General features: G+C 68.1%; 19 protein-coding genes and 1 tRNA gene. 9 read left to right on the top strand and 11 right to left on the bottom strand.

From position 1 onward, the window contains the following. Positions 1-63: 63 nt before the first annotated feature. A complete protein-coding gene (locus tag ACZ5KP_RS12165; RefSeq protein ID WP_460917921.1) occupies positions 64-1893 on the bottom strand; it encodes a sensor histidine kinase in 1830 nt (609 codons plus the stop codon). A 258-nt stretch (positions 1894-2151) separates the two neighbouring features. Between ACZ5KP_RS12165 and ACZ5KP_RS12160 the strand changes: the two genes are divergently transcribed. Continuing rightward, entirely contained in the window at positions 2152-3081 is a 930-nt protein-coding gene (locus ACZ5KP_RS12160; RefSeq protein ID WP_460917920.1) for an alpha/beta fold hydrolase, read from the top strand. 71 nt (positions 3082-3152) lie between these two features. On the opposite strand, the gene ACZ5KP_RS12155 is transcribed toward ACZ5KP_RS12160, so the two are convergent. The 3 genes from ACZ5KP_RS12155 to gpmI all read right to left on the bottom strand — a co-directional run bounded on the left by ACZ5KP_RS12155 (position 3153) and on the right by gpmI (position 6542). Beyond that, a complete protein-coding gene (locus tag ACZ5KP_RS12155) occupies positions 3153-3620 on the bottom strand; it encodes a Zn-ribbon domain-containing OB-fold protein (protein ID WP_460917919.1) in 468 nt (155 codons plus the stop codon). Next, complete coding sequence (locus ACZ5KP_RS12150; RefSeq protein ID WP_460917918.1) at positions 3617-4777, bottom strand: thiolase domain-containing protein; 1161 nt, start codon at positions 4775-4777, stop codon at positions 3617-3619. Before ACZ5KP_RS12150 ends, ACZ5KP_RS12155 begins: the two co-directional genes overlap by 4 nt. A 160-nt stretch (positions 4778-4937) precedes the next feature. Continuing rightward, a complete protein-coding gene (gene gpmI, locus ACZ5KP_RS12145) occupies positions 4938-6542 on the bottom strand; it encodes a 2,3-bisphosphoglycerate-independent phosphoglycerate mutase (RefSeq protein ID WP_460917917.1) in 1605 nt (534 codons plus the stop codon). A 707-nt stretch (positions 6543-7249) separates the two neighbouring features. On the opposite strand from gpmI, the gene ACZ5KP_RS12140 reads away from it, so the two are divergent. From ACZ5KP_RS12140 to ACZ5KP_RS12115, 6 genes are all read left to right on the top strand, one after another. Further along, the gene (locus ACZ5KP_RS12140; protein ID WP_460917916.1) at positions 7250-7663 is read left to right on the top strand and encodes an archease; all 414 of its coding nucleotides are present in this window, start codon (positions 7250-7252) and stop codon (positions 7661-7663) included. Positions 7664-7728: 65 nt separating this feature from the next. After that, positions 7729-7799: transfer RNA gene (locus ACZ5KP_RS12135), tRNA-Gly, on the top strand. 240 nt (positions 7800-8039) lie between these two features. Further along, positions 8040-9950, top strand: coding sequence for an ATP-binding protein (locus ACZ5KP_RS12130; protein ID WP_460917915.1), 1911 nt, complete (start codon positions 8040-8042; stop codon positions 9948-9950). An 87-nt stretch (positions 9951-10037) separates the two neighbouring features. Beyond that, positions 10038-10751 (top strand): class IV adenylate cyclase, encoded by a 714-nt coding sequence (cyaB, locus tag ACZ5KP_RS12125; protein ID WP_460917914.1) that lies wholly within the window; start codon positions 10038-10040, stop codon positions 10749-10751. A 112-nt stretch (positions 10752-10863) separates the two neighbouring features. Continuing rightward, positions 10864-12069: a methionine adenosyltransferase gene (locus ACZ5KP_RS12120; RefSeq protein WP_460917913.1), complete on the top strand. Its 1206-nt coding sequence runs from the start codon at positions 10864-10866 to the stop codon at positions 12067-12069. Between the two features lie 136 nt (positions 12070-12205). Continuing rightward, positions 12206-13039, top strand: coding sequence for a J domain-containing protein (locus ACZ5KP_RS12115; protein WP_460917912.1), 834 nt, complete (start codon positions 12206-12208; stop codon positions 13037-13039). Between the two features lie 51 nt (positions 13040-13090). Here ACZ5KP_RS12115 and ACZ5KP_RS12110 read toward each other — a convergent pair whose 3' ends face one another. From ACZ5KP_RS12110 to ACZ5KP_RS12090, 5 genes are all read right to left on the bottom strand, one after another. Beyond that, positions 13091-14347, bottom strand: coding sequence for an asparagine synthase C-terminal domain-containing protein (locus ACZ5KP_RS12110; RefSeq protein ID WP_460917911.1), 1257 nt, complete (start codon positions 14345-14347; stop codon positions 13091-13093). 11 nt (positions 14348-14358) lie between these two features. Next, entirely contained in the window at positions 14359-15042 is a 684-nt protein-coding gene (locus ACZ5KP_RS12105) for a PHP domain-containing protein (RefSeq protein ID WP_460917910.1), read from the bottom strand. Between the two features lie 93 nt (positions 15043-15135). Beyond that, complete coding sequence (locus tag ACZ5KP_RS12100; RefSeq protein ID WP_460917909.1) at positions 15136-15990, bottom strand: NAD-dependent epimerase/dehydratase family protein; 855 nt, start codon at positions 15988-15990, stop codon at positions 15136-15138. A gap of 80 nt (positions 15991-16070) precedes the next feature. After that, positions 16071-16283, bottom strand: coding sequence for a DUF6199 family natural product biosynthesis protein (locus tag ACZ5KP_RS12095; protein WP_460917907.1), 213 nt, complete (start codon positions 16281-16283; stop codon positions 16071-16073). A 411-nt stretch (positions 16284-16694) separates the two neighbouring features. Next, positions 16695-16979, bottom strand: coding sequence for a hypothetical protein (locus ACZ5KP_RS12090; protein ID WP_460917905.1), 285 nt, complete (start codon positions 16977-16979; stop codon positions 16695-16697). Positions 16980-17213: 234 nt separating this feature from the next. Between ACZ5KP_RS12090 and purL the strand changes: the two genes are divergently transcribed. Then, positions 17214-19502 (top strand): phosphoribosylformylglycinamidine synthase subunit PurL, encoded by a 2289-nt coding sequence (purL, locus tag ACZ5KP_RS12085; protein WP_460917904.1) that lies wholly within the window; start codon positions 17214-17216, stop codon positions 19500-19502. Positions 19503-19616: 114 nt separating this feature from the next. Then, the gene (locus tag ACZ5KP_RS12080; RefSeq protein WP_460917902.1) at positions 19617-20186 is read left to right on the top strand and encodes a HalX domain-containing protein; all 570 of its coding nucleotides are present in this window, start codon (positions 19617-19619) and stop codon (positions 20184-20186) included. Positions 20187-20268: 82 nt separating this feature from the next. Here ACZ5KP_RS12080 and ACZ5KP_RS12075 read toward each other — a convergent pair whose 3' ends face one another. Both ACZ5KP_RS12075 and ACZ5KP_RS12070 read right to left on the bottom strand, forming a co-directional pair. Further along, positions 20269-20736 (bottom strand): hypothetical protein, encoded by a 468-nt coding sequence (locus tag ACZ5KP_RS12075; protein ID WP_460917901.1) that lies wholly within the window; start codon positions 20734-20736, stop codon positions 20269-20271. Positions 20737-20813: 77 nt separating this feature from the next. Beyond that, the gene (locus ACZ5KP_RS12070; protein WP_460917900.1) at positions 20814-22667 is read right to left on the bottom strand and encodes a PAS domain-containing protein; all 1854 of its coding nucleotides are present in this window, start codon (positions 22665-22667) and stop codon (positions 20814-20816) included. Positions 22668-22819 lie beyond the last annotated feature (152 nt).

Raw genomic sequence — 22819 nt, 5'->3', positions numbered from 1 at the left:
GGTCCGCGGATAAGGGTTGGCGGCGACGGAGCGCCGTGGCGTCCCGAGCCGGATCGACCCGGTCTAGGCCGCCACGAACTCGAACCGTGCGCCGCCGTCGGCGCTCTCGGCGGCTGTCACGCTCCAGCCGTGCGCGGCGGCGATGCGCTGGACGATCGCCAGCCCGAATCCGGTCCCCTCCTCGTCGGTCGTGAACCCGGTCTCGAAGACGTCGTCGCGTTCCTCCGGCTGGATGCCGGGGCCGTCGTCCTCGACGTAGAACCCGTTTTCGACGCAGCCGACGCGGACGACGACCTCGCCGTCGCTGTGGTCGATGGCGTTCCGAAAGCAGTTCTCCAGGAGCTGGAGCAGCCGATCGTGGTCGGCGTCGATCGTGCAGCCCTCGCAGTCGACGGTCAGGGTCGCGCTTGGCGTCGCGACGAAGTTCCAGGCCTCGTCGGCGACGGCCTGGAGATCGACCGGAGCGGTATCGGCCACGTCCTGGCCCTCGCGAGCGAGCCAGAGCATGTCGTCGATGAGCCGCTCCATCCGGTCGAGCGACTCCGTCACGGCCTCGAACGAATCAGAATCGCCGGACTCCCGCGCGAGATCGAGGTTCCCCTGTGCGATCGTTAGCGGATTCCGGAGGTCGTGCGAGACCATGGACGCGAACGCGTCGAGGCGATCGTTCTGTCGTTCGAGCCGGGTCTCGCGGCGCTCCCGCTCGAGCTCGTAGGCCATCCACTCGACTAGCAGTTCCACGAACGCCTCCTCGTCGGATCGGAACGGATGCTCCCGTGGCTCCGTGTCGGCGAAACACAGCGTGCCGTAAATCTCGCCGTCGACGAGCAGCTTGCCACCGACGTAGGTCTCGAGGCCGAAAGCGTCGTAGGCTTCCTCGGGGACCCACTCCCCCTGTGGATCCCTGGTCGCCATGAGTTCGTCCGTCTCGATAGTCCGCTGGCAGTAGGCCTGGGAGAGCGGACAGGACTCGCCGCGGACGAGCAGGTCGTGGTCGCCCTGGCAGGCGATCACGCGCTGGACCCCCTCGCCGTCTTCGGTCTCCTCGATCCGCGTGAGGAATCCCAGGCGGAGGTCGAGGCGGTCTCGGCCGAGGTCGAGCAGCCGGACGAGTTTCTCCTCGAAGGCGAGCCCCTTGTCGGCGGCGACGTCGTGGAGGTCCCGGAGCGCTTTCTCGTTCTTCGCGACCGCCATCTCGGTGCGCTTGCGATCGGTGACGTCCTCGAAGAACACGGAGAGGCCGGTTTCGCCCGGATAGGCCGCGACGGCGAACCAGGCGTCAAGTGGCTCGTAGTAGGCCTCGAACTGGCGGGGCTCGTCCGTCGCTACTGCCTCACGAAACTGCTCGTCGAAGGTCGATCCCAGCCCCGCCGGAAAGAGTTCGTCGAGTTCGATCCCCACGACGTCGCACTCGTCGACGTCGAGGAGCGCCTCTGTGTGACGGTTGACGTGCGTGACGCGCCACTCGGTGTCGACGGCGAAGAACGCCTCCGCCATCCGATCGAGGAGCTCCTCGCGGTCCCAGCGTGCGTGGACCTGCTCGGTCACGTCGCGAGCGCTGATCACGAAGCCATCGATCGCCGTGTCGACGGGATCGGTGACGGTGACCGCCGCCCACCGCCACGCTCCGTCCGCGTCCGCGATCCGCACCTCCGCTCGCTCGGTCCCGCCGGGCTCGATCCGGTCGACGAGGTCGCCGATCGCCTCGCGATCGTCGTCGTGGACGAGCGCCGCCGTGTCCCGTCCGACCAGCGCGTCGGTCTCGTAGCCGAACGCGCTCGAAACCGAGGGGCTCTGGTAGACGATCCGCCCGTTTCGGTCGGTCACCAGCACGGCTGCGCTGACCGCCGCGAGGATCGCACCTTCCGTGGATTCGACGTTCTCCAGCGTCACGACAGCGCCCCTCGATGTTCACCGATCTTCGCGGTTCCCGGAGTCATGTGGAACTTATAGAGCGACGGCGGGATAACCGTGCTGGCAGTTCCAGACCGCCACCGAGACGAGCGGGAACGGGGGTGAGCGGGGGCCAGAGTAAACGAGGACCAGGTCGCTCGGCGCAGGTCCAGTCCGAACGGTCGGCGTCGAGTCGATACCGGAGGATCAGACTGCAGCGTCGGCACGCCTAAGTTACGGCCGGCCGAACGAGGAGCCATGAACGGACGCTCCGTCGCACTCGCAGCCGGTGCCGGCATCGCAGCGGTCGGGAACCGGGCGCTCGGTCGGGGCGGCGGTGAGCTCCCGCCCGGGCTGCCGGGCGACCAGGACCACTATCGCTGGCGGGGGATGGACGTTGCGTACGCGTCGCTGGGCGATCCGGACGATCCGCCGGTCGTCCTGTTCCACGACGTCGGCGTCGTCGGCACCAGCCGGGAGTTCGTCGGGGTCGCCGAGACCCTCGCGGAGGACCACCGCGTCTACGCGCCCGATCTCCCCGGATACGGCCGCTCCGATCGCCCGCCGCTCACGTACTCCGCGAGCATCTACGAGGCGTTCGTCGGCGACTTCCTCGAGGAGGTGCCCGCCAGCGAGGACAGTCCCGCCGTCGTCGCGGGTGGGCTCACGGGGAGCTACGCGGCGCTGGCGGCGCCGGCGGCCGACGTCGACCAGCTCGTCCTCGTCACGCCAGTCGCCGACACCGGCGGACAGTCGGTCGGTCGCCGTGCACTCGTGCGTTCGCCCGTCGTCGGAACCGCGATCTACAACGGCCTGACGAGCAGCGCCAGCCTGCGAAGCGGCGCCGTCGGCGGCCGATGCTACGGCGCCCCGCCCGCGGAGTTTCTCGAGTACTGCTGGACGGCCGCTCACCAGCCCGGGGCACGGTACGCGCCGGCGTCGTATCTCAGCGGCCACCTCGATCCCGGCGTCGACGTCGAGACCGCGCTGGCAGACGTCGATGCCGACGTAACGTTGCTCTGGGGCCGGGAGTCCACCGACCCGTCGCTCGAGGCTGGCCGCGACCTGGCGAGTGCGACCGACGCCCGGCTGGTCGTGGTCGATTACGCGAAACGACTGCCGCACCTGGAGCATCCGGCGGAGACGCTCGCAGCGCTGGAACTGGGGCTCGTTCCCGCGAACGCCTGAGTGCGTTCGGGTAGGGAGCCAGAATCACCCGACGCAGCCTTCCCACCCGCTCGAAAGGAGAGCGACGCGACTCAGACCGGTCTGAAGACGATCAGCGGCTCGCCCGTCGTCTCGCGCTCGACGACGTCGGGCGAGACTGTCGCGCCCACCGCAACCTCGGCGGGGTCGATCCCACGGAGCTGTCCCGTAACTCGAACGTCGCCGAAATCGACGATCGCGACGACGTACGGTGCGTCCTCTGAGAAGCTCGGGATCGGCACCTGCGTCTCCGTGAACGTCTCGATGGTGCCGGTCTCGGGGAGCGTCCGCTCGGTCAGTTCACCGCTCGAGCAGTGCGGGCAGCGACGGCGCGGCGGGAGCGAGCCGTGGTCGTTGGGGCAGACGAGGTAGTAGCCCTCGCCCTCCGCGAGCGCAGCGAGCCACTCGTCGTAGCCCTCCTCGCCGGCGGCATCCTCCCCGCCGGCAGTGTCCTCCCCGCCGTCGGTCACTAGTGGTCGGTTCCCGGCCGCCACACCGGCATTGGCGCCTTCGTCCGTCATTCTGCCACCTCCACGACGTGGACGAACGCGCTCGCGACCGTCCCGCCGGCGTTGTGGGCGAGGCCGACGGTCGCGTCGGGAACGGCGTCGCTGTTGACGTGATCGCCCCGCAGTAGCTGGGTCAGCTCGGCGATCTGTGCGGTCCCGGTGGCGCCGACGGGATGACCCTTTGCCTTGAGGCCGCCCGAGAGGTTGATCGGTCGGTCGCCAGTCGCAGTCGTCTCGCCGCGGCGGGCCGCCCCGATCGCCTCGCCCGGCTCGTAGAACCCCAGGGATTCGAGCGCCAGCACTTCCGCGATCGTGAAGCAGTCGTGAACCTCGGCGACTTCGACGTCCTTGGGACCGATCCCGGCGTCGTCGTAGGCCTCCGTCGCGGCAGCGTCCGCGGCCGGCGAGCGGGCGAGATGCTCGCGATCGTGCAGTGCGAGGTTGTCGCCGCCCTGACCAGTGCCGGTGATCGAGACCGACGCGTCGAGGTCGTGCTCGGCGACGTACTCGTCGCTGGCGAGAACGAGCGCGCTCGCACCGTCGCTGATCGGACAGGAGTCGTAGAGGCCCAGCGGTGCGGAAACCGTCGGCGCCTCGAGCACGTCGTCGACGTCGATCCGTTGCTGGTACTGTGCGTGCTCGTTCTCGATGGCGTGCTCGTGGTTCTTGACCGCGACGTGTGCGAGGTCCTCGCGGTCGCCGCCGAACTCCTCGAAATACGCGGTGGCCATCAGCGCGTACGCGCCGGGGAACGTCACGCCCGCGCGGACCTCCCAGAGGTCGTCGGCCGCGATCGCGAGCGCCTCCGTCGCCCCGTCGGTGCCGAGATTCGTCATCCGCTCGGCGCCGCCGACGAGCAGGAGGTCAGCCTCGCCGTTGCGGAGCGCCTGGACGGCGTGTCGGACCGCTGCACCGCTCGATGCACACGCCGTCTCGAAGCGCGTCGCTGGCGCCTGGATTCCCGCGGCTTCGGCCATCAGCGGCCCCTGGTGGCCCTGATGCTCCGCGAGGGCGCCCATGAAGTTGCCGTAGTAGAGAGCGTCGACATCGGCCCGGGGGACGCCCGCGTCCGCGAAAGCTGCGTCACTGGCCTCGGCGAACATGTCCCGCCCGGTCCGCTCGGGCGTCGTTCCGAACGGCGTGAGCCCCACGCCGGCGATTCGTACCATGCCACCCGGTAGCGGAGGCGCTCAGTAAAGCGTGCCGCACTTATTTCCCTGACAGGTTTTCGTGAATCGGCAAACAGGATCGGGGGATTTTCAGATGGTATCAGATGGTTTCGGGAACGCCAGGGAAAAATCGGTCGCGATCGGGCACCGACAGCCCGCCTCACTCGAGGTCGTCCAGGAGTGACTCGCCCGTCATCACCGGGGGCTGCTCGACGCCGATCAGTCGGAGGATCGTCGGCGTGATGTCCGCGAGGGTGCCCCCGTCGCGGACGCGGTAGCCGCCGGTCCGATCGTCCGCCACCGACTCCGTTTCCGACGGCGATTCTGACGTCGACTCCGACGTCGAGCGCGATCGGGATTCCGACGCCGATTCAGACGGCGCCAGCGAGACGAACGGCACCGGATTCGTCGTATGAGCGGTGTGGGGCTCCGCCTCGGTGCCCATGTCATCGGCGTTGCCGTGGTCGGCCGTGATCAGCACGTGGGCACCGTGGTCGTCGAGGGGTTCGAGGAGTCGACCGAGCTGGGCGTCGACGGCTTCGACGGCCTCGATCGCAGCCTCGAAATCGCCCGTGTGCCCGACCATGTCCGGATTCGCGTAGTTGATTACGAGCACGTCCGGGTCGTCGGCGTCGATGATCGCGATCGCCTCGTCGGTGACGCCCTCGGCGCTCATCTCGGGCTGGAGATCGTAGGTCGGAACGTCCGGCGACTCGACGATCTCCCGGCGCTCGCCCTCGTAGGCGATCTCCCGGCCGCCGTTGAGGAAGTAGGTGACGTGGGGGTACTTCTCGGACTCGGCGAGGCGGAGTTGGGTCAGGCCGTGCTCGGCAAGCGTGCTCCCCAGCGTCGCTTCGGGTGCCTCGGGCGGGAAGGCGACGGGGAACTCGAACGTTTCGTCGTACTCCGTGAGCGTGGTCATCGTGATCTCCGGCGGATCGGTCTCGAACGGCCACGCGGGCTTCGTGTCCGTGAGCATCCGCACGAGCTGGCGAGCGCGATCCGGCCGGAAGTTGAAGAAGACGACCGCGTCACCGTCGGCGAGTGCAGGCCGGTTCTCGATCAGCGTCGGCTCGATGAACTCGTCAGTCTCGTCGCGATCGTACGCCGCCCTGACTGCCGTGGTCCCGGTTGGCGCCTCGTACTCGGCCTCGCGCTCGACGATCGCTTCGTAGGCCTTCTTCGTCCGGTCCCAGTTCGTGTCGCGATCCATCGCCCAGTACCGCCCGGTAACGGTCGCGACGTCACCAGTGCCCGCTCGCTCGGCCTGGGCTTCGAGCTCCTCGAGGTAGCCCGCACCTGCGTCCGGGTCCGTGTCCCGGCCGTCGGTGAACGCGTGCGTGACGGCATCAGCACCGCGCTCGGCGGCGAGGTCGATGAGCGCGTGGAGGTGCTGCTGTGAGGAGTGGACGCCGCCGTCGCTCACCAGTCCCATGAAGTGAACGCGGCCGCCACGCTCGCGTGCGCCGTCGATGGCGTCGAGCAGCGCCTCGTTCTCGGCGAGTTCGCCGTCCTCGATGGCGTCGTTGATCTTCGTGAACGGCTGTTTGACCACCCGGCCAGCACCGATGTTGAGGTGGCCGACCTCGCTGTTGCCCATCTGGCCGTCCGGCAGCCCGACCGCGCGACCGGAGACCGTCAGGGTTCCGTAGGCGCCCTGCTCGGCGGCGCGGTCGAAAACCGGCGTGTCCGCTGCTTTTACGGCGTCTCTCCTGTCGTGGTCGCCCAGGCCCCAGCCATCGAGGATCACCAACGCCGCCTGCATGTGTTGGATTGGAGTCCGTTCGCCCGCCGTAACTACGTATCGCTCCGTCGGCGATGGTCCTCGATGGTCTCAGATGGTGTCGGGATTTTTGCCGGCGATTTGACCGCCTACGGAAGCCCCCTCCCGCTCGACCGTCCGCGACTCGCTGCGCGCTTCCCTCGCTTCGCTCGGTCCAGTGCTTATTCCGAAACGCTCGCTGTCGCTCGCGTTTCGACGTTCGCCTCGCATCCGCTCGGCTCACCTTCGTCGAGGACGGATCGACCGGTCGGCCCCTTCCGGAGTCCCACCCAGGGAATGAGCCTCCGGTCACGACCCCCGGTGGACCACGTCGGCGCGCGCTGGCGTGGTCGGGAGCCCCGTAGCGGGCGAGCGGCCGCGGCAGACAGCGCGCGAGGGCCGAGCAGCGCAACGAGCGCTAGCGACGTGAGCAGCGCAGAAGGCTGGGGAGGAGTGAGGCTGGGCGTGACATCGAAAGGGGCAGGGCGACTCGGTTGTCCCCGGGCGACGCAAGCACCGCAGGCCGAAGGCCGAGGAGCGCAGCGAGCGTCACGCGAACGAAGTGAGCGTGACCTCGAAAGACGAGCGTAGCGAAGTCTTTCGGTGCCCGGGATATCGAGCGCTCTGGGGCTTTCGGAGATCCCAGCTTATGGAACACTGACGCTCCACAATCGACCGAACCAAAAGCGACCGGAGTATATCCTCAGCCAATGCCCTACTGGCTCCGGGAACACACCGCCGACGTCGCGGTCGAGGCCGAGGCCGAAACCCTCGACGGCGCGTTCACCGCGATCGCGGACGGCCTCGCGGCGACGATGTGTGATTCGATTCCGGAGGACCGCGGCGTGCGGTTCGACCTCGAGATCGACGCCGAGAACCGCGAGGCACTGCTCTTCGACTACCTCGACGAACTCATCTACGAGCGGGACGTGCGATCGGTACTCCCAGTCGACAACGATGCGGCGGTCCGCGAGGAAGACGATCGGTGGATCGTCGAAGCCAGTGCTCGTGGCGTCCCCCTCGACGAGATCGACGCCCGCGAGATCAAGGCCGTGACCTACTCCGATCTGGAGCTGGAGACGACCGACGACGGCTGGCGAGCATACGTCGTCTTCGACGTGTGAGACGGGGCACTCGCGTCGAGCCGAAGAGTAAGGCCCTTATCCGACCTTCCGGTAGCGGTTGGTAGGCGCCGATGGTCTAGTGGTAGGACCTGAGCCTTCCAAGCTCATGGCCCGGGTTCAAATCCCGGTCGGCGCACTCATTCCTCGCTACGCTCGTCATTCGCACACCGGAAACGTCGCTTCGCTCCGTTTCCGAGCCCGGCCTCGCTACGCTCGACCGGATGCCGACCGACCTGTTGGCGAGCGGAGCGAGTCTCTCGGCGCATACGAGGTGCGAACGAAGTGAGCGTCTCGAATGTCGCGACGAACGAAAAGAACGACCCGAAGCTGCACGGTGGCCGACACGCCTTTGCCGGCGGACGGGGAGTACGAAGCAATGAACGAGCAGATCCGGATCCTCCACGTCGACGACGATCCGGGATTTCTGGAGGTTGCAGAAACCTTCCTCGAGCGCGAAGACGATCGGTTCAGCGTCGAGACGGTGACGAGTGCGGACGCAGCGCTCGACACACTGTCGGACTCCGTCGATTGCGTCGTCAGCGACTACGAGATGCCAGGGACCAGCGGCGTGGAGCTCCTGGGGGACGTACGCGACCAATTTCCGGACCTTCCATTCGTCCTCTTCACCGGGAAGGGGAGCGAGGAGATCGCCAGCGAAGCGATCTCCGCGGGCGTGACTGACTACCTCCAGAAAGAGACCGGGACGAGCCAGTACGCGGTGCTCGCGAACCGGATCGCCAACGCGGTCGAACAGCACCGCTCGGGCCGGGAACTGCAAGCGAACCGCCGACGGCTCTCGCTTTTCTTCGAGCGATCGCCGCTCGGGGTCGTCGAGTGGAACGACGATTTCGAGTTCGCACGCGTGAACGCGTCCGCCGAGGAGATCCTCGGCTGCGACGAGGCGGAGCTCCTGGGCGAGCACTGGAGCGCGATCGTCCCCGAGTCCGAACGGGCGGACGTCGAAGCGGTAACCGACGCGCTCGTCGAGGACGAAGCCGGCTATCACAGCGTCAACGAGAACGTGCGCGCGGACGGCAAGCGGATCGTCTGCGAGTGGCACAACCGCGTCATCACCGACGACGACGGGGAGGTGATCGCGATCTTCTCGCAGTTCCAGGACGTGACGGAGCGCAAGGAACGGGAGTGGGAGCTGGAGCGCCACCAGGAGAACCTCGAACGGCTCCACGAGGCGGCAAACCGGCTCTACGCCGCCGATTCCGTCGATCGGTGCTACGACATCATGATCGAAGCCGCGGTCACGATCCTGGGGTTCGACTGGTGTACGATCGCCACGCCGGCCCCCGACGACGAGGACACGTTCGAGATCCGGGCGATCTCGGAAGCGACGCCGCTCGACGTCGGCGATCGGCCTTTCGGCACCGAGGAGGGAATATCCGGGATGGTCTACCAGACGAAAGAGGCCACCGTCATCGACGACGTCACGGAGCGACAGGAGGGCAAGCCCACGGACGACGCCATCCGCTCGGCGCTGACGGTGCCGGTCGGCGACAGAGGCATCTTCCAGGCCGTCGCGACGACCCCCGGCGCGTTCGACGAACACGACGAGAAACAGGCGGAGCTCCTCGTCGCGTCGATGCTCGCAGCCGTCGAGCGCATCGAACAGCAGGCCGAACTCCGCGAGCGACAGCGAGCGCTCGAACGGCAGAACGACCGGCTCGACCAGTTCGCGAGCGTCGTCTCTCACGACCTCCGGAACCCGCTGACCGTCGCCGACGGACGCCTGGAGCTCGCTCGCCAGGAAGTCGAGAGCGACCACCTCGAGATCGTCGCGCGATCACACGATCGGATGCAGACGCTGATCGACGACCTGCTCTCGCTGGCCCGCGAGGGCGACGCGCCGATGGATCCGACGATCCTGGACCTCGCCACGGTCGCCGAGCGGAGTTGGCGGTCCGTCGAGACGGGCGAGGCGACGCTGGTGGTGGACGTCGACCTGGCGATCCGGGCCGACGAGAGCAGACTCCGCCAGGTGCTCGAGAATTGCTTTCGAAATTCCCTGGAACACGGCAGCGAGACGGTCACCGTTACGCTCGGCGAGCTCGACGACGGGTTCTACCTCGAGGACGACGGCCCCGGCATTCCACCGGAGGAACGCGACGCCGTCTTCGAGTTCGGCTACTCGACGACGGCCGATGGTACCGGGCTCGGCCTGAGCATCGTCGCCCAGGTCGTCGACGCCCACGGCTGGGAGATCGACGTGACCGAGGCGACCGACGGCGGCACACGCTTCGAGATCCGTGACGTCGAGGAGGAACAGGAGCGCTGACGGCAGGCCCGGCGGGATCATCTTCGAGCCGCGTCGCGACGCCGTCGGAGAGACATCCTTATAGAGCGTCCAGACCGCGTGAGGGACATGTACGAGGTGGAGGTGAAGGTCGAGGCCGATCACGACGCCATCCGCGAGCGCCTCCCGGCGGAAGCCGAGCCGCTCGGGACCGTCGAGCAGGTCGACACGTACTACGACGCGCCCCACCGTGACTTCGCGGAGACGGACGAGGCCCTTCGGCTACGGCGAGAGCGCCGGGTCGACGCCGATCCCGACGATCGGGACGCTTCACCGGACGGCAAGCGGAAACCTGGGAAGCGCGAGGAGGCGAGTCCCGAGAGCGAAACGGCGAGTGCAGAGAGCGAAAAGACGATTGCCGAGGGCGAACGCACGGCTGCGGAGGGCGAACGCACGATTTCCGCGGACGAGTGGACGACGGCGGTCACGTACAAGGGACCGCTCCTCGAGGCCGCGTCGAAATCGCGCGAGGAGTTCGAGACGGTCGTCGCCGAGGGAGCGGAGCTCGCGGCCGCGTTCGATCGACTGGGGTTCGAGCCCGCCGCGGAGGTCCGGAAGGAGCGCCAACGCTACGCACTCGGTGAGTTCACGATATCGCTGGACGCCGTCGATGGGCTCGGCGAGTTCCTCGAGGTCGAGACGGAGATCCCGGAGGACGCTGGCGAGGGGAGCATCGCCGAGCCCCGCGAGGCCGCACGGGCGCTACTCGCGGATCTCGGCTGCGATCCGGAGGAGCAGATCCGAACGTCCTACCTCGGACTCCTGCTTGCCGAGAACGACTGACCGGTGAGACGCATCGGCGCTCCGTGGACGAGCTGCCGGGGACGACCGAAAACCCGACGCGAAATCGCCAGTATCGCAAGCTATAGGCCGAGGCATCTAGAACCCCAGACCAATGACTGACCGGAACATCCGCGTCGAAGCGATCGATCGCGACGCGGTCGAAGATCAGGAGGTCGAAATCGTCGAGCGGAAAGGCATCGGCCACCCCGACTCGATCTCCGACGGCGTCGCCGAGCACGTTTCCGAGGCGCTGGCGCAGGCCTACCTCGATCGCGTCGGCACCGTCCTGCATTTCAACACCGACGAGACCCAGCTCGTCGCCGGCGAAGCCGCACCGGCCTACGGCGGCGGCGAGGTCCAGTCGCCGATCTACCTGCTGATCGTCGGCCGCGCGACCAAGGAGTACCAGGGGACGAAGATCCCGACAGAGCGGATCGCCCTGGAGGCCGCACGTGAGTATCTCGAGGAGAACATTCCGAAGCTCGACGTCGGCTCGGACATCGTCGTCGACGTCAAGCTCGGCGAGGGCAGCGGCGACCTGCAGGAAGTCTTCGGCGAGGACGGCGTCTCCGTGCCGATGGCCAACGACACGAGCTTCGGCGTCGGTCACGCGCCGATGACCGAGACCGAGCGGATCGTCTACGAGGCCGAGCAGCGGCTCAACGGCGAGTACGCCGAGACGAACCCGGAACTCGGTCCCGACGTCAAGATCATGGGCAAGCGCGAGGGCGACCAGGTCGACGTCACCGTCGCCGCCGCGATCGTCGACGAGTACGTCGCCGACCTCGAGGAGTACGACGAGGCCGTCCAGGGCGTCCGGTCGTTCGTCGAGTCCGTCGCCGACGAGATCACCGATCGCTCCGTCGACGTCTACGTCAACACTGCCGACGACTACGAGCAGGAATCCGTCTACCTCACCGTCACCGGCACCAGCGCCGAACAGGGCGACGACGGCTCCGTGGGGCGGGGCAATCGCGTCAGCGGACTGATCACCCCGAACCGCTCGATGTCGATGGAGGCCTCCTCCGGCAAGAACCCCGTCAACCACATCGGGAAGATCTACAACCTCCTCTCGACGGAGATCGCCCAGGACGTCGTCGACGACGTCGAGGGGATCCGCGACCTCCGGGTGCGGCTCCTCTCCCAGATCGGCCGGCCGATCGACCAGCCCCACGTCGCCGACGTCCACGTCATCACCGAGGAGGGCGTCGCCGTCGCCGACATCGAGGCCGAAGTCACCGAAATCGTCGACGAGCGGCTCGCGGACGTCACGTCGATCACCGAGCGCGTGATCGCTGGCGAACTGGACACGTTCTAGTCCACGCCGCGTGCGTACTATCACCAGGAGGCCTACCGACACTCGGAGACCTACCGACGTCGCCGGGCCGGTGACCGAACGGAATCACGGGGACACCGCGAAAGGAATTTAGTGTGACGGCATCCATCTCTCAGTCATGACTGCCGCCGGGACGGAGACCTGCGACGGCTGCGACCGCGAGGGGCCCGCCCAGCAGCTCGAAGAGGTGATCCTTCCCAGCGGCTCGATGGTGGTCTGTCCGGAGTGTCGCTACCACGCCGAGGAGCTCGCCGAGCGCTCGACGGCCGACTGCGAGGGCTGTGGCGAGGGCGTGACTGCTGCTACGCTCGCCCGGACGGAGCTGCCCGACGGCACGGAGATGATCCTCTGCCCGGAGTGCCAGGACGCGGTTTCGGCGGGCGAACGACCGGCGGGCGCGACCTCGACCACCGACGAGGAGGAGAAGGAGGACGCCTCGACCGCCAGAAGGGGTAGCGAGCCTGACGCTTCGAGCGGGAACGCTACCGGAACGACCGCTGCCGGATCGCCAACAGACGGCCCGACCCCCGAGGAACCCACCGCGAGTACGAGCGACGCCAACTGCGCGACCGCCACGGGAACGGCGTCGAACGCCGGGGAAGCGGTCACCGACGGGGCGACCGGCAAGCCGGCGACGACGAACGACACCTGCGACCAGTGTGGCGGGCTCTTCTCGATCGAGCTCTATCAGGTCGTCACCGTCGACGGCCGGACCGAGCAGTTCTGCCCGGACTGCAAGGACGACGGGCTCGAGAACGGGATCGTCCGAGACGTGGAGCTCCGCCGCGCCCAGGCCTACGAGGTGCTGGGCCTGGAGTGGAGTGCCTCCAGCGACGACGTCCGGCAGTCGTACCTCGAGCAGGTCAAGGAAGTGCATCCCGACCGCGCCGACGGCAGCCGATCGGAGTTCATGCTCGTCCAGCAGGCCTACGAGCGGCTCCGGGACGACTGAGTTCGGCGTCGGCGCGGTGCCAGCCCGTGCCGGAGCGATCGGACGTTCGGATCACTCCTCGACGAGTTCACGAACGTACTGGCCGACGTGGTCGTCCATCCGACGTTTGTAGCCGTTCTGGCGAGCCAGTCGGTCGAGTTCGCGAGAGACGAGCGAGCCGTACTGGAGCGCCTTTTTGTCCCGGCTCGCCACCGAGGCGGGGAGCCGATCGCTCGCGACCCGACGGAGTGCCACCTTGCGTTCCTCGTCGCGGACGAGCAGCGCCTCGGGGAGGGCGAGTGCGGCCCGTACGACCCGATCGTCGAGCAGCGGCGCGACGGGCTCGACGCCAGCGGCTCGAATCGTGAGCACGTCGCGTGGCAGCTGCTCCGGGAGCGTCCGGAGGACCTCGTCGCGTGCGGCCGTGACGGAGTTCGCGTCGACCCGGTGATCACCGTTCGCCTTCGCCACCTTCGCGTAGCCGCCGAACAGCTCGTCGGCGCCCTGGCCGACCGCGAGGGCGTCGTGGCCGTCGGCGGCGACGCGCTCGGCGACGAGGTAGAGCGGAACGGCGATCGAGACGTCCATCGGGTTGGTCCGCCCGGTCGCGGCGGCGACAGCGCGAACCGCCCGAACGAGCTCGTCGTGGGTCAGCTCGATCTCCCGTAGCTCGCGGTCCATCGCCGCCGCGGCGGCGCGAGCCGCTTCGAGATCGTGGCTGTCCGGGAACCCCGCGACGTAGAGCGGCCCGTCGGTCCCGGTCGCGACGAGGGCGGAATCGACGCCGCCGGAGAAGGCCACGGGCGTCTCGGGATCGAGCGCCCCGAGCGCGTGGTCGATCGCCGACCGGAGTTCGTCGACCTCGGTTCCGGGCACGGCGGCCGCGGTCCCGCCGACGTCGCCGACGCCGGAGTTCCGCGGCAGGCGCAGGCGCTGGCGCCGGCCGTCGGCGTTCTGGATCGCACCCGGAGGGAACTGTTCGGGATCGTCGAGCACCGTGGGGTCGAACGCCCACTCTCCGGCGTCGGGATCGAGCAGTTCGTCGGTCGATGCATCCCGCTCGACGAACAGCGGCTCGCGGCCGAGCACGTCGCGAACGAGTACGTTGGAGGCGCCGTCGTCCGCACCCGAGCGATCCAGCAGCCCGGCGAAGCCGTTCGCCCCCGAGAGCGGGTCGCCCTGTTCGACGGCCGCCCGAGCAGCGTCCGGGTCGCCGCAGAAGCGCGCCCGGTTCTCGGCGGGCCGTGCGTCCGCCGCGCTGGCTCGCGAGGAGCGATCGTCGCCACGCTCACTCGAATCACCGGCTCGCTCCTCGGGATCGGTGTCCACGCGTACTCACCTCAGCCCTGTGACGGCACGTGCCGGCGGATTCGCCGCGTGACGCCGCCGGCGAACTGTCGAAGACTGATGCGCCAGGGCGTTCGCTTGCCGTCGATCTTCGTGTCGCCAGCGCGGATCGCGTCGAGCACTCCCTGGACGGATCGCTCCTTGGCGTCGATCAGCGTGCGGGCCTGGCCGACCATCTCGCTGATGTGCGCGTCGCTTCCGGCGGTCATCGGTAGCCCCTGCTCCTGTGCGAAGCGGCGGGCCTGCCGGTTCGCGCGGCCCGTGAACAGCCGGGAGTTGTACACCTCGATCGCGTCGGCCATCGCGAGCTGGTCGCGGGTGACGTTCGCCATCACGCCGTGGCGGGACTCCTGGAAAGGATGGGGGATCACCGCGATGCCGCCAGCGTCGCGAATCCGGTTGAGCGTGTTCTCGTAGGGAAGCCCTGGCTCGATGCGTCGATCGACGCCGAGCCCGAGAATGTGGCCGGCCCGGCTGGTGACCTCGAGACCGGGGATCCCGATCATACCGCGTTCGGTCGCGAGCTCCGCCGCTTCGATGCTGGCCTCGATCTCGTCGTGGTCGGTGACGGCGAGCGCGTCGAGGCCCACGGCGTCCGCCTGTTCGACGAGGAGGTCGACGGGGTCGCGTCCGTCGTGGGACAGCTCCGAGTGCGTGTGGAGCTCGCACGATAGCACGGCTCGCCGTTGGCGCGCTGCCGTCAAAAGGGGATCGGAACGCAAGAATCGCCTGCGGCCCCGCTCGGCCGGGGAGCGGCGACGGCGATCCCGTCACTCAGGCGGCGCGTCCCACGCCTCGCCCTCGTCCTCGGGCTCGTACCCGATCGTCTCGCGTGCGTATTCGAGGTCGTCGAGCCATCGGCGCTCGTTCGCGCTGACGCCGAAGAAGTGATCCCACTCGACGGACTCGTCGGTCAGACAGCACTCGACGAGGTGGGCGCAGTCGCGACGGGACTGCCAGAGCCCCTTCATCCGCGCGACCATCTCCTCGTAGTCGTCGCTCCCGCGCTCCCAGCGGCCCTCCTCGACGCCGGCCTCGGCGTCGCCATAGGGGTGATCGTAGGCGGGGTCCCGAATCGCGCCGAACCGGAGGCCGTAGAAGCGTACGTCGTGGACCTCCGCGAGGAAACGCCCGAGGTCCTCGCCGTAGCTCTTGGTGAGGCCGTACGTGGAGTCGGGCCGGTGGGGCTCGTCGTGGCCGGCGACGATCCCCTTGTCGTGGTAGACGTCGGGCTTGTTCGTCACCTCGACGAGCCCGACGGCGTGGTTCGAGGAGGCGAAGACGAGCGAGTCCACGCCGGCGTCCTCCGTCGCTTGCGCGACGTTGTGGAGCGCCTCGAGGTTGTCAGACTGCGGGTCGTCCCACGGAATGTCCCGCGCGTCGGCACCGCCAGTGCCGGGGATCAAGGCGAGGTGGACGACCGCGTCCTGCCCATCGAAGTGGGGCCGGAGCTGGTCGTACTCGGTCACGTCGGCCGTGACGACCTCGCCGGGCGGATCGCCGTCGTACGCGCCATCGGGCTCGGCGACGTCGAGCAGCGTGAACTCGAAGCGATCGTCGTCGCCGAGGTGGTCCGTGATGGCGGTGCCGACGGTGCCGTGGGCGCCGGTGATGAGAACGTTCACGTACGGAGCTTCGTTCGCTCGGACCTTAGTACACCGTCTTCTCCCGCTTCGCTGCCGCTGTCTGCGGTGGGGACCGGCACCTACCCGGCGAGCAAGAAGCCGAACCCAATTAGCACGAACACGACGCCGATACCGCGGGTGAGCGTCACGCGCCAGTCGGCGGGCTCGACCTCGGACCACGACCGCTTGCTCCCGATCGCGTCGATTCGCTCCTCGAACCGGGCGATCTCGTACGGCCAGATCACCGCTGCGAGCCCGAACGCGAGGAGGGGAATTCCGAGCGGGTTCACCATGAGCGGCGTGTTCGACGAATGCCGGCATATGTTTTGGGTCGGCGCGTCGGGGCACACCGCCGGTCGGCAGTCATGTGGGTGCTCGACGGGACGCGTGGAATTCGTTCCTTCAGGGGCAGCCGTTCCCCTTCGTGTGATTTCCATTCGTCATCCTCGTGGGTAGGCTGGTCGGACTACAACGGGCCTATACCGAAAGTCGTCGACATCCAGGAACGTCGCGCCCGTAAGGACCGCCAGATGGGCGTGAGAGAGCGCGATGGGGAATCGCCCTATCTGGAGCGTTCGCGGACCTGCGGGTGGCGGTCGGCTTCCATCCGACGGGACCCGAGCCGGCAGTCGACCTTGGCTGGGTCCCCGCAATCAGTCATAGCGGAGTGGTAGTGTGCCGGATAGAGGTTCTTACAGTTCGTATCACGGAGAACTGCCGGGCAGCGATACGACGCCCGTCGCAAGCGCAGCGATCACGAACCCAGTAATCATCGTACCTGCTCCCCAGAGGAGACTGGACGTACCCGAGTTTGACAGTGCAAGGGACAGACCACCGTATATGAAGAACGCTGCCAGTGCGAGATAGATCAACGTCGCCACTGTCGAGAGCAGTGCATCCTTCCTTGCGGAATAGATCGTCGTGTAGAGCTCTTCCTGGCTATAGGAGACTTCGGTGCCGTCCCTCGCAGGTTGTTCTTTCGAACCCATACACTGTATCTATCGTGTCTGAGGATAAAAGATTGACCCGAGCAGTGGTTCGCAACCGCCTCCATAGCCACTCCTTTCCACAGATGTCACTACTGCATCAGCTTTCGGACCCCGGCGTCACGACGAAACGTCTCCCACAGAGGAAGACAGAACAGCGTCCTTCCACGACGAAGCGGCGCATCCGGCCCGCACATCGGAAGCCATTTCTCCGGTTGCTGGCAAGCCACGATCAACATGCCCCTCGCCGAGGCCGACCGCGAACTCGTCGTCGACGAGCTCGGTCGGGAGCCCACGCGCGCCGAAGCCGCGCTGTTCGAGAACCTCTGGAGCGAGCACTGTGCGTATCGCTCCTCGCGCCCGCTGCTCGGAGCCTTCGACTCCGAGAGCGACCGGGTCGTCGTCGGCCCCGGCGACGACGCGGCCGTCGTCGCGCTGCCGGATCCGCTCGCAGACGCCATCCAGGCCGCCGCTACCGACGGCGACGCCGTCGAAGAACGGAGCGACGGTGGTGCCGTCCCCGACCTCTCCGACGCCCCGAACGGCGACGTCTACGTCACGCTGGGGATCGAGAGCCACAACCACCCGAGCTACGTCGATCCCTACGACGGCGCCGCGACGGGCGTCGGCGGGATCGTCCGGGACACGCTCTCGATGGGCGCCTATCCGATCGCGCTCACGGACTCGCTGTACTTTGGCGAGTTCGACCGCGAACACTCCCGGTACCTCTTCGAGGGCGTCGTCGAGGGGATCGCCGACTACGGCAACGCGATCGGCGTGCCGACCGTCGGCGGCAGCGTCGACTTCCACCCGGACTACGAGGGGAACCCGCTGGTCAACGTCGCCTGCGTCGGTCTCACGACGGAGGATCGGCTCGTTCGTGCGGCCGTCAACGAGCCCGGCAACAAGCTCGTACTCATCGGGAACTCGACGGGGCGGGACGGCCTCGGCGGCGCGTCTTTCGCGAGCGAGGACCTGGACGAGGACGCCGAGACGGAGGATCGGCCGGCGGTGCAGGTCGGCGACCCCTACACGGAGAAGCTGCTCATCGAGTGCAACGAGCAGCTCGTCGACGAGGATCTGATCGAGGCCGCCCGGGACCTCGGCGCAGCAGGGCTCGGCGGGGCGAGCAGCGAGATGGTCGCACAGGGGAGCCTCGGCGCCGAGATCGCACTCGAACGGGTTCACCAGCGCGAGCCGAACATGAACGCGATGGAGATCCTGCTCGCGGAGTCCCAGGAGCGGATGTGCTACGAGGTCGAGCCGGAGAACGTCGATCGCGTGGCGGCCGTCGCCGAGCGCTACGATCTCGGCTGCTCGGTTATCGGCGAGGTTACCGAGGGCAACTACGTCTGCACGTTCGAGGGCGAGACGGTCGTGGACGCGCCTGCGGCGTTCCTCGGCGACGGTGCGCCGTTCAACGACCTCGAGATGGAAGAGCCCGTGCCCCAGGATCGCGACCGCCCTGTCGGCGTCGATCCGGTCGACGCGTTCGAGGCCGTTCTCGCGAGCCCGAACACTGCCAGCAAGGAGTGGGTCTATCGCCAGTACGACCACGAGGTCGGCGCACGCACCGCGCTGAAACCCGGTGACGACGCGGCGATCGTCGCGATCAGAGAGGCCGCCGACGTCGAGGAGGGCGCCGACGAGACCGGGCGTGGCGTCGGTCTCGCGATCTCCGCCGGCGCCGCACCGAACTGGACGGCCGCAGCGCCCTACGACGGCGCCCGCGCAGTCGCCGTCGAGAACGCCACGAATCTCGCGACGGCGGGGGCGACGCCGCTCGCCGCGGTGAACTGCCTCAACGGCGGCAATCCCGAGAAGCCGGACGTCTACGGCGGGTTCGCCGCGATCGTCGACGGGCTCGCCGACGGCTGTTCGGCGCTCGACGCGCCGGTCGTCGGCGGCAACGTCTCGCTGTACAACGACTCCGTCGCCGGGCCGATCCCGCCGACGCCGACGCTCGCGATCGTCGGCACGCGAGCGGGCTACGACGCGCCGACGATCGACGCCGAGCCCGAAGGCGAACTGCTGCTCGTCGGCGACGCGGCGATCGATGGCGACGCGGCAGACAATGCCGGCCACGACCTCGGCGGCTCGGAGTATCTCGCCCAGTTCGGTGGCACCGATCGATTCCCCGCACCGCCGGCGGATCCCGCACCGATCGTGTCCAGGATCGCGGACGTCGCGCGCAGCGACGACGCCCTCGCCGTGCACGACGTCTCCCACGGCGGCCTCGCGGTTTCTCTCGCGGAGATGGTCACTGATTCGGCCGGGCTCACCGTCGAACTGCCCGGCGAGGACCCCGCTGGCGAGCTGTTCGCAGAAGGGGCGGGCCGCGTGCTGGTCCAGACGACCGACCCCGACGCCGTCGCGGCGCGTTTCGAGGGCGTGGCGCCCGTCGAGCGAATCGGGACCGGGACCGACGACGGCCGCCTCTCGATCGCGGTCGGCGAGCACGAAATCGACGTCTCCGCCGACGAGATCGCCCGGTCGCGTTCGACCATCGACCGAGCGCTCGACTGATTTTCACCGATCGAACCCACGACCGGATCAGACCGTCCGATCCAAAACGCCGACGGGTTGAAATATCGGGACTCCGTGGAACTGAACCATGTACGCGTCCGACGGTGATCCGCCGTGACCGGCGCCCGGCAGCCGGTCGTCCTCATCGTCGAGGACGAGTCCGACCTCGCCGACCTCTACAGCGCCTGGCTCGGCGACCACTGTGCGGTGCGAACCGCTTACGACGGCGACGAGGCCGTCGACGCGCTCGACGACACGATCGACGTCGTCCTGCTAGACCGCCGGATGCCCGGGCTCTCCGGCGACGAGGTGCTCGACGTGATCACCGAGCGCGGCATCGACTGCGAGGTCGCGATGGTCACCGCCGTCGAGCCGGACTTCGACATCGTCGAGATGGGGTTCGACGACTACCTCGTCAAACCCGTCTCGCGGGAGGATCTCGTCGAGACCGTCGAGCAGCTGCTCCTGCGCTCGGAGTACGACGAGCGGATCCAGCAGTTCTTCGCGCTCGCCTCGAAGAAGGCGCTGCTCGACGCCGAGAAGACCGAGCCAGAGCTGCGATCCAGCGAGGAGTACGCCCGGCTGGTCGATCGGCTCGCGGTCATCCGCGAGGAGAGCGACGAGGCGCTCCTGCAGCTCTCCGAGACGGATTCCTATCGGCAGGTGCTCGAAGACCTGTCCTGAGACGAGTGGCAGGGATCTGTTCTGAGGCGAGTTGGAGATCGGTCGGGGGAGCGAGGAGAATTCCACGGGCTCGACGGCGAACTCACGCTTCGAATCCTTCTGGATCCTCGCCACACCACGACGGATTGTGCGTCTTCCAGATCGAGAGATACGGAGAGCCGTCCCGGTCGTCGACCTGTATGCTGATCCCGATGCAAGCCGTGGAGTACTGGCCGACGTCGAGGCGTCGCCACGCCGACGGCGACGCCTCGCCGAGCCGAGCGTAGATCACGTAGGGTTCGGGCCCAGTCGGTTGCTGCTCGAACTCGGCAAAGCTCGAGGCGTCCGCAGACGCACCTGCGAGGCGTACGGACCGCCAGAAGACGGGGGTGCCGTCCTCCAGCAGGAGTACCTGGACCGTGTGCGGACTGTCGTCGTCGTTGAGGACCTCGATCGATCCGAGCTCCGGCGGCTGCGAGGAGGAATCGGCGAGCAAGCTGCATCCCGCGAGGCCAACGACAGCCGACGTGCTCGCGGCCTGCAGGACGTTCCGACGAGTCAGAGAAGGCATCACTTTGGAGCACCCACGGAGCGTGTATAAAACCGCGGTCGGACCCACCTCGAACGCGCGGCCGACGCCGATCGCGCTCACTCCTTCGTCGGTGAGAGCGTCGTGACGTCGGTGATTTCAAAGCGCATGCCGTGCTGGGTCGGGTCCGCAGTCAGCTCCCAGCCGTGGTCGCGCGCGAGCAGCCGCGCGAGCTCGAGTTCCAGCCCCACCGTTACGTCGCCGGCGTAGGGGTCAAAGGGCGGATCGCGCACCCGCCGCGGGATCACGTCGCCGTCGTCCTCGACGTAGAACCCCGAGAGCCGGCGGACCCGGGAGCTGGTGGCCTGAAGCACGCCGAGACTGATCGCGTTGGCGTCGCGCTGGGTGGCGTTCCGGACGAGCGCGCCGAACAGTTCGATGAGGTGATCGTGGTCGGCCCGGAGCGTGCCGTCGCCACTGACGACGACGGTCGGCGACTGGCGTTCGGTCTCGGCCGCGGCCGCTTCGAGTGTCTCGCCGAGCGTGAGACCGGTCCGGGCGCCGGTGGCATCCGGACGATTCGCGTACGTGCCCGCGACGTCGACGAGTCGGCGGGCGCGATCGATGGCGTCGCGAGCCTCGTCGATGGTGCCCGACTCGAACGTCTCCTCGACGTCGTCGAGCGTGGCGTTGATCGGCCCGGAGAGGACGCCCTCCAGCGAGGCGAGGCGTTCGTTCTGGCGTTCGAGCTCCGTCGCGCGGTCTTCGAGGAGCTGCTCGCGTTCGAGGCGATCGAGCACGGCCTCGGTGTTCGCAGCGAGGATCTCCGCCAGTTCGACGTCGGTGTCGTCGAACTGGCCCGGTTCGGTATCGCCGGCCATCAGGACGCCCCGGTTACCGATCGGCACGATCAGCTCGCTGCGGATCGGCGTGTCCGGATTGTAGACGTCCTCGGCGTCGGTGACGTCGTCGTGGTGCATCACTTCGTCGCGCTGGTAGGCTTTCCAGGCGATCCCTTCGCCGTCACCGAAGACGGGGAGCCCGCCGACGGTGTCGTGGGCGCCGGCGGTCGCCGCGACCGGTTCGAGCCGGTTCCGCTCCTCGTCGAGCAGCCAGATGCCGCTGATCTGGAGATCGAGCAGGTCTGCACCGGTGTGGACCGCGGCGGCGCAGGCGTCGATGATGTCCTCCGCGCGGAACAGTTCTCGGGTCGCGGCGTGGAGCGATCGGACCACGCGCTCGCGATCGCGGCGTTCGGTCACGTCACGGACGACCGCCGCGACGCGATCGTCGTCGCCACCGGGGAGCGGAGAGAGCCGAACCTCGACCGCACCGGGCCGGCCCTCGGTGTCGGGGACGGAGAGCTGGATGCGGTGATCGGTCGTTCCCGCGGACCGGACGTGTTCGATCCCCGCGCGGAGCGTACGGACGTCGCCGTCGGTGAGTTTGGTCGCCGTGGAGAGCGCGTCGAGGCTGGTGTTCAACAGCGTCGATCGGCCGGCGTCGAGCAGGCCCGTGAGCGCCTCGTTGACGAGGACGACGCGATCGTCTTCGTCCACCGCGAGGACGCCGTCCGTGACCGCCTCGACGACGGTCGCGTGTCGGGGGCCGTCCCCCGCCGGGAGGCTCGCATCGACGTCGCGGAGGAACACCTCGATACCACCGTCGTCGGTCGGATAGACGCGAACGCGATATGCCGTCTCGGTGTGGGGCCAGAACGCCTCGAACGCCGTCGACTCCCGATCGGCCATCGCCTGCCGATAGTGCTCGGCGAACGTCGTCTCGATCACGTCCGGCGCCACGGTCCAGAGATCGGCACCGAGCACGTCGCCGCGTTCGCCGCCGAGCAAGGCCGCCGCGTGGTCGTTGCACTCGACGATCCGCCACTCGTCGTCGATAGCGAGAAACCCCTCCGTCATTCGATCGAGGAGGGCGGAAAACCGCGTGGAGCGGGCGGGCGGATGCTCTGGCATGGATGACGAACTCGCTGGGTCGAACTGAATTTGGACGAGCCCCTACTTACGTCCGACGGCCGTTCTGCCCCCATCCGTGTGGAAAAAGTGAGACGGCGGCGCGGTCGGCGCCAGTTCGTTTCGGCAATTGCCGAAATCCTCCAGTGGCCGAT

This window comes from Salinarchaeum chitinilyticum (assembly GCF_055390775.1).
The sequence above is the reverse complement of the archived record's forward strand: the minus strand, read 5'-3'. Positions and strand labels throughout refer to the sequence as shown.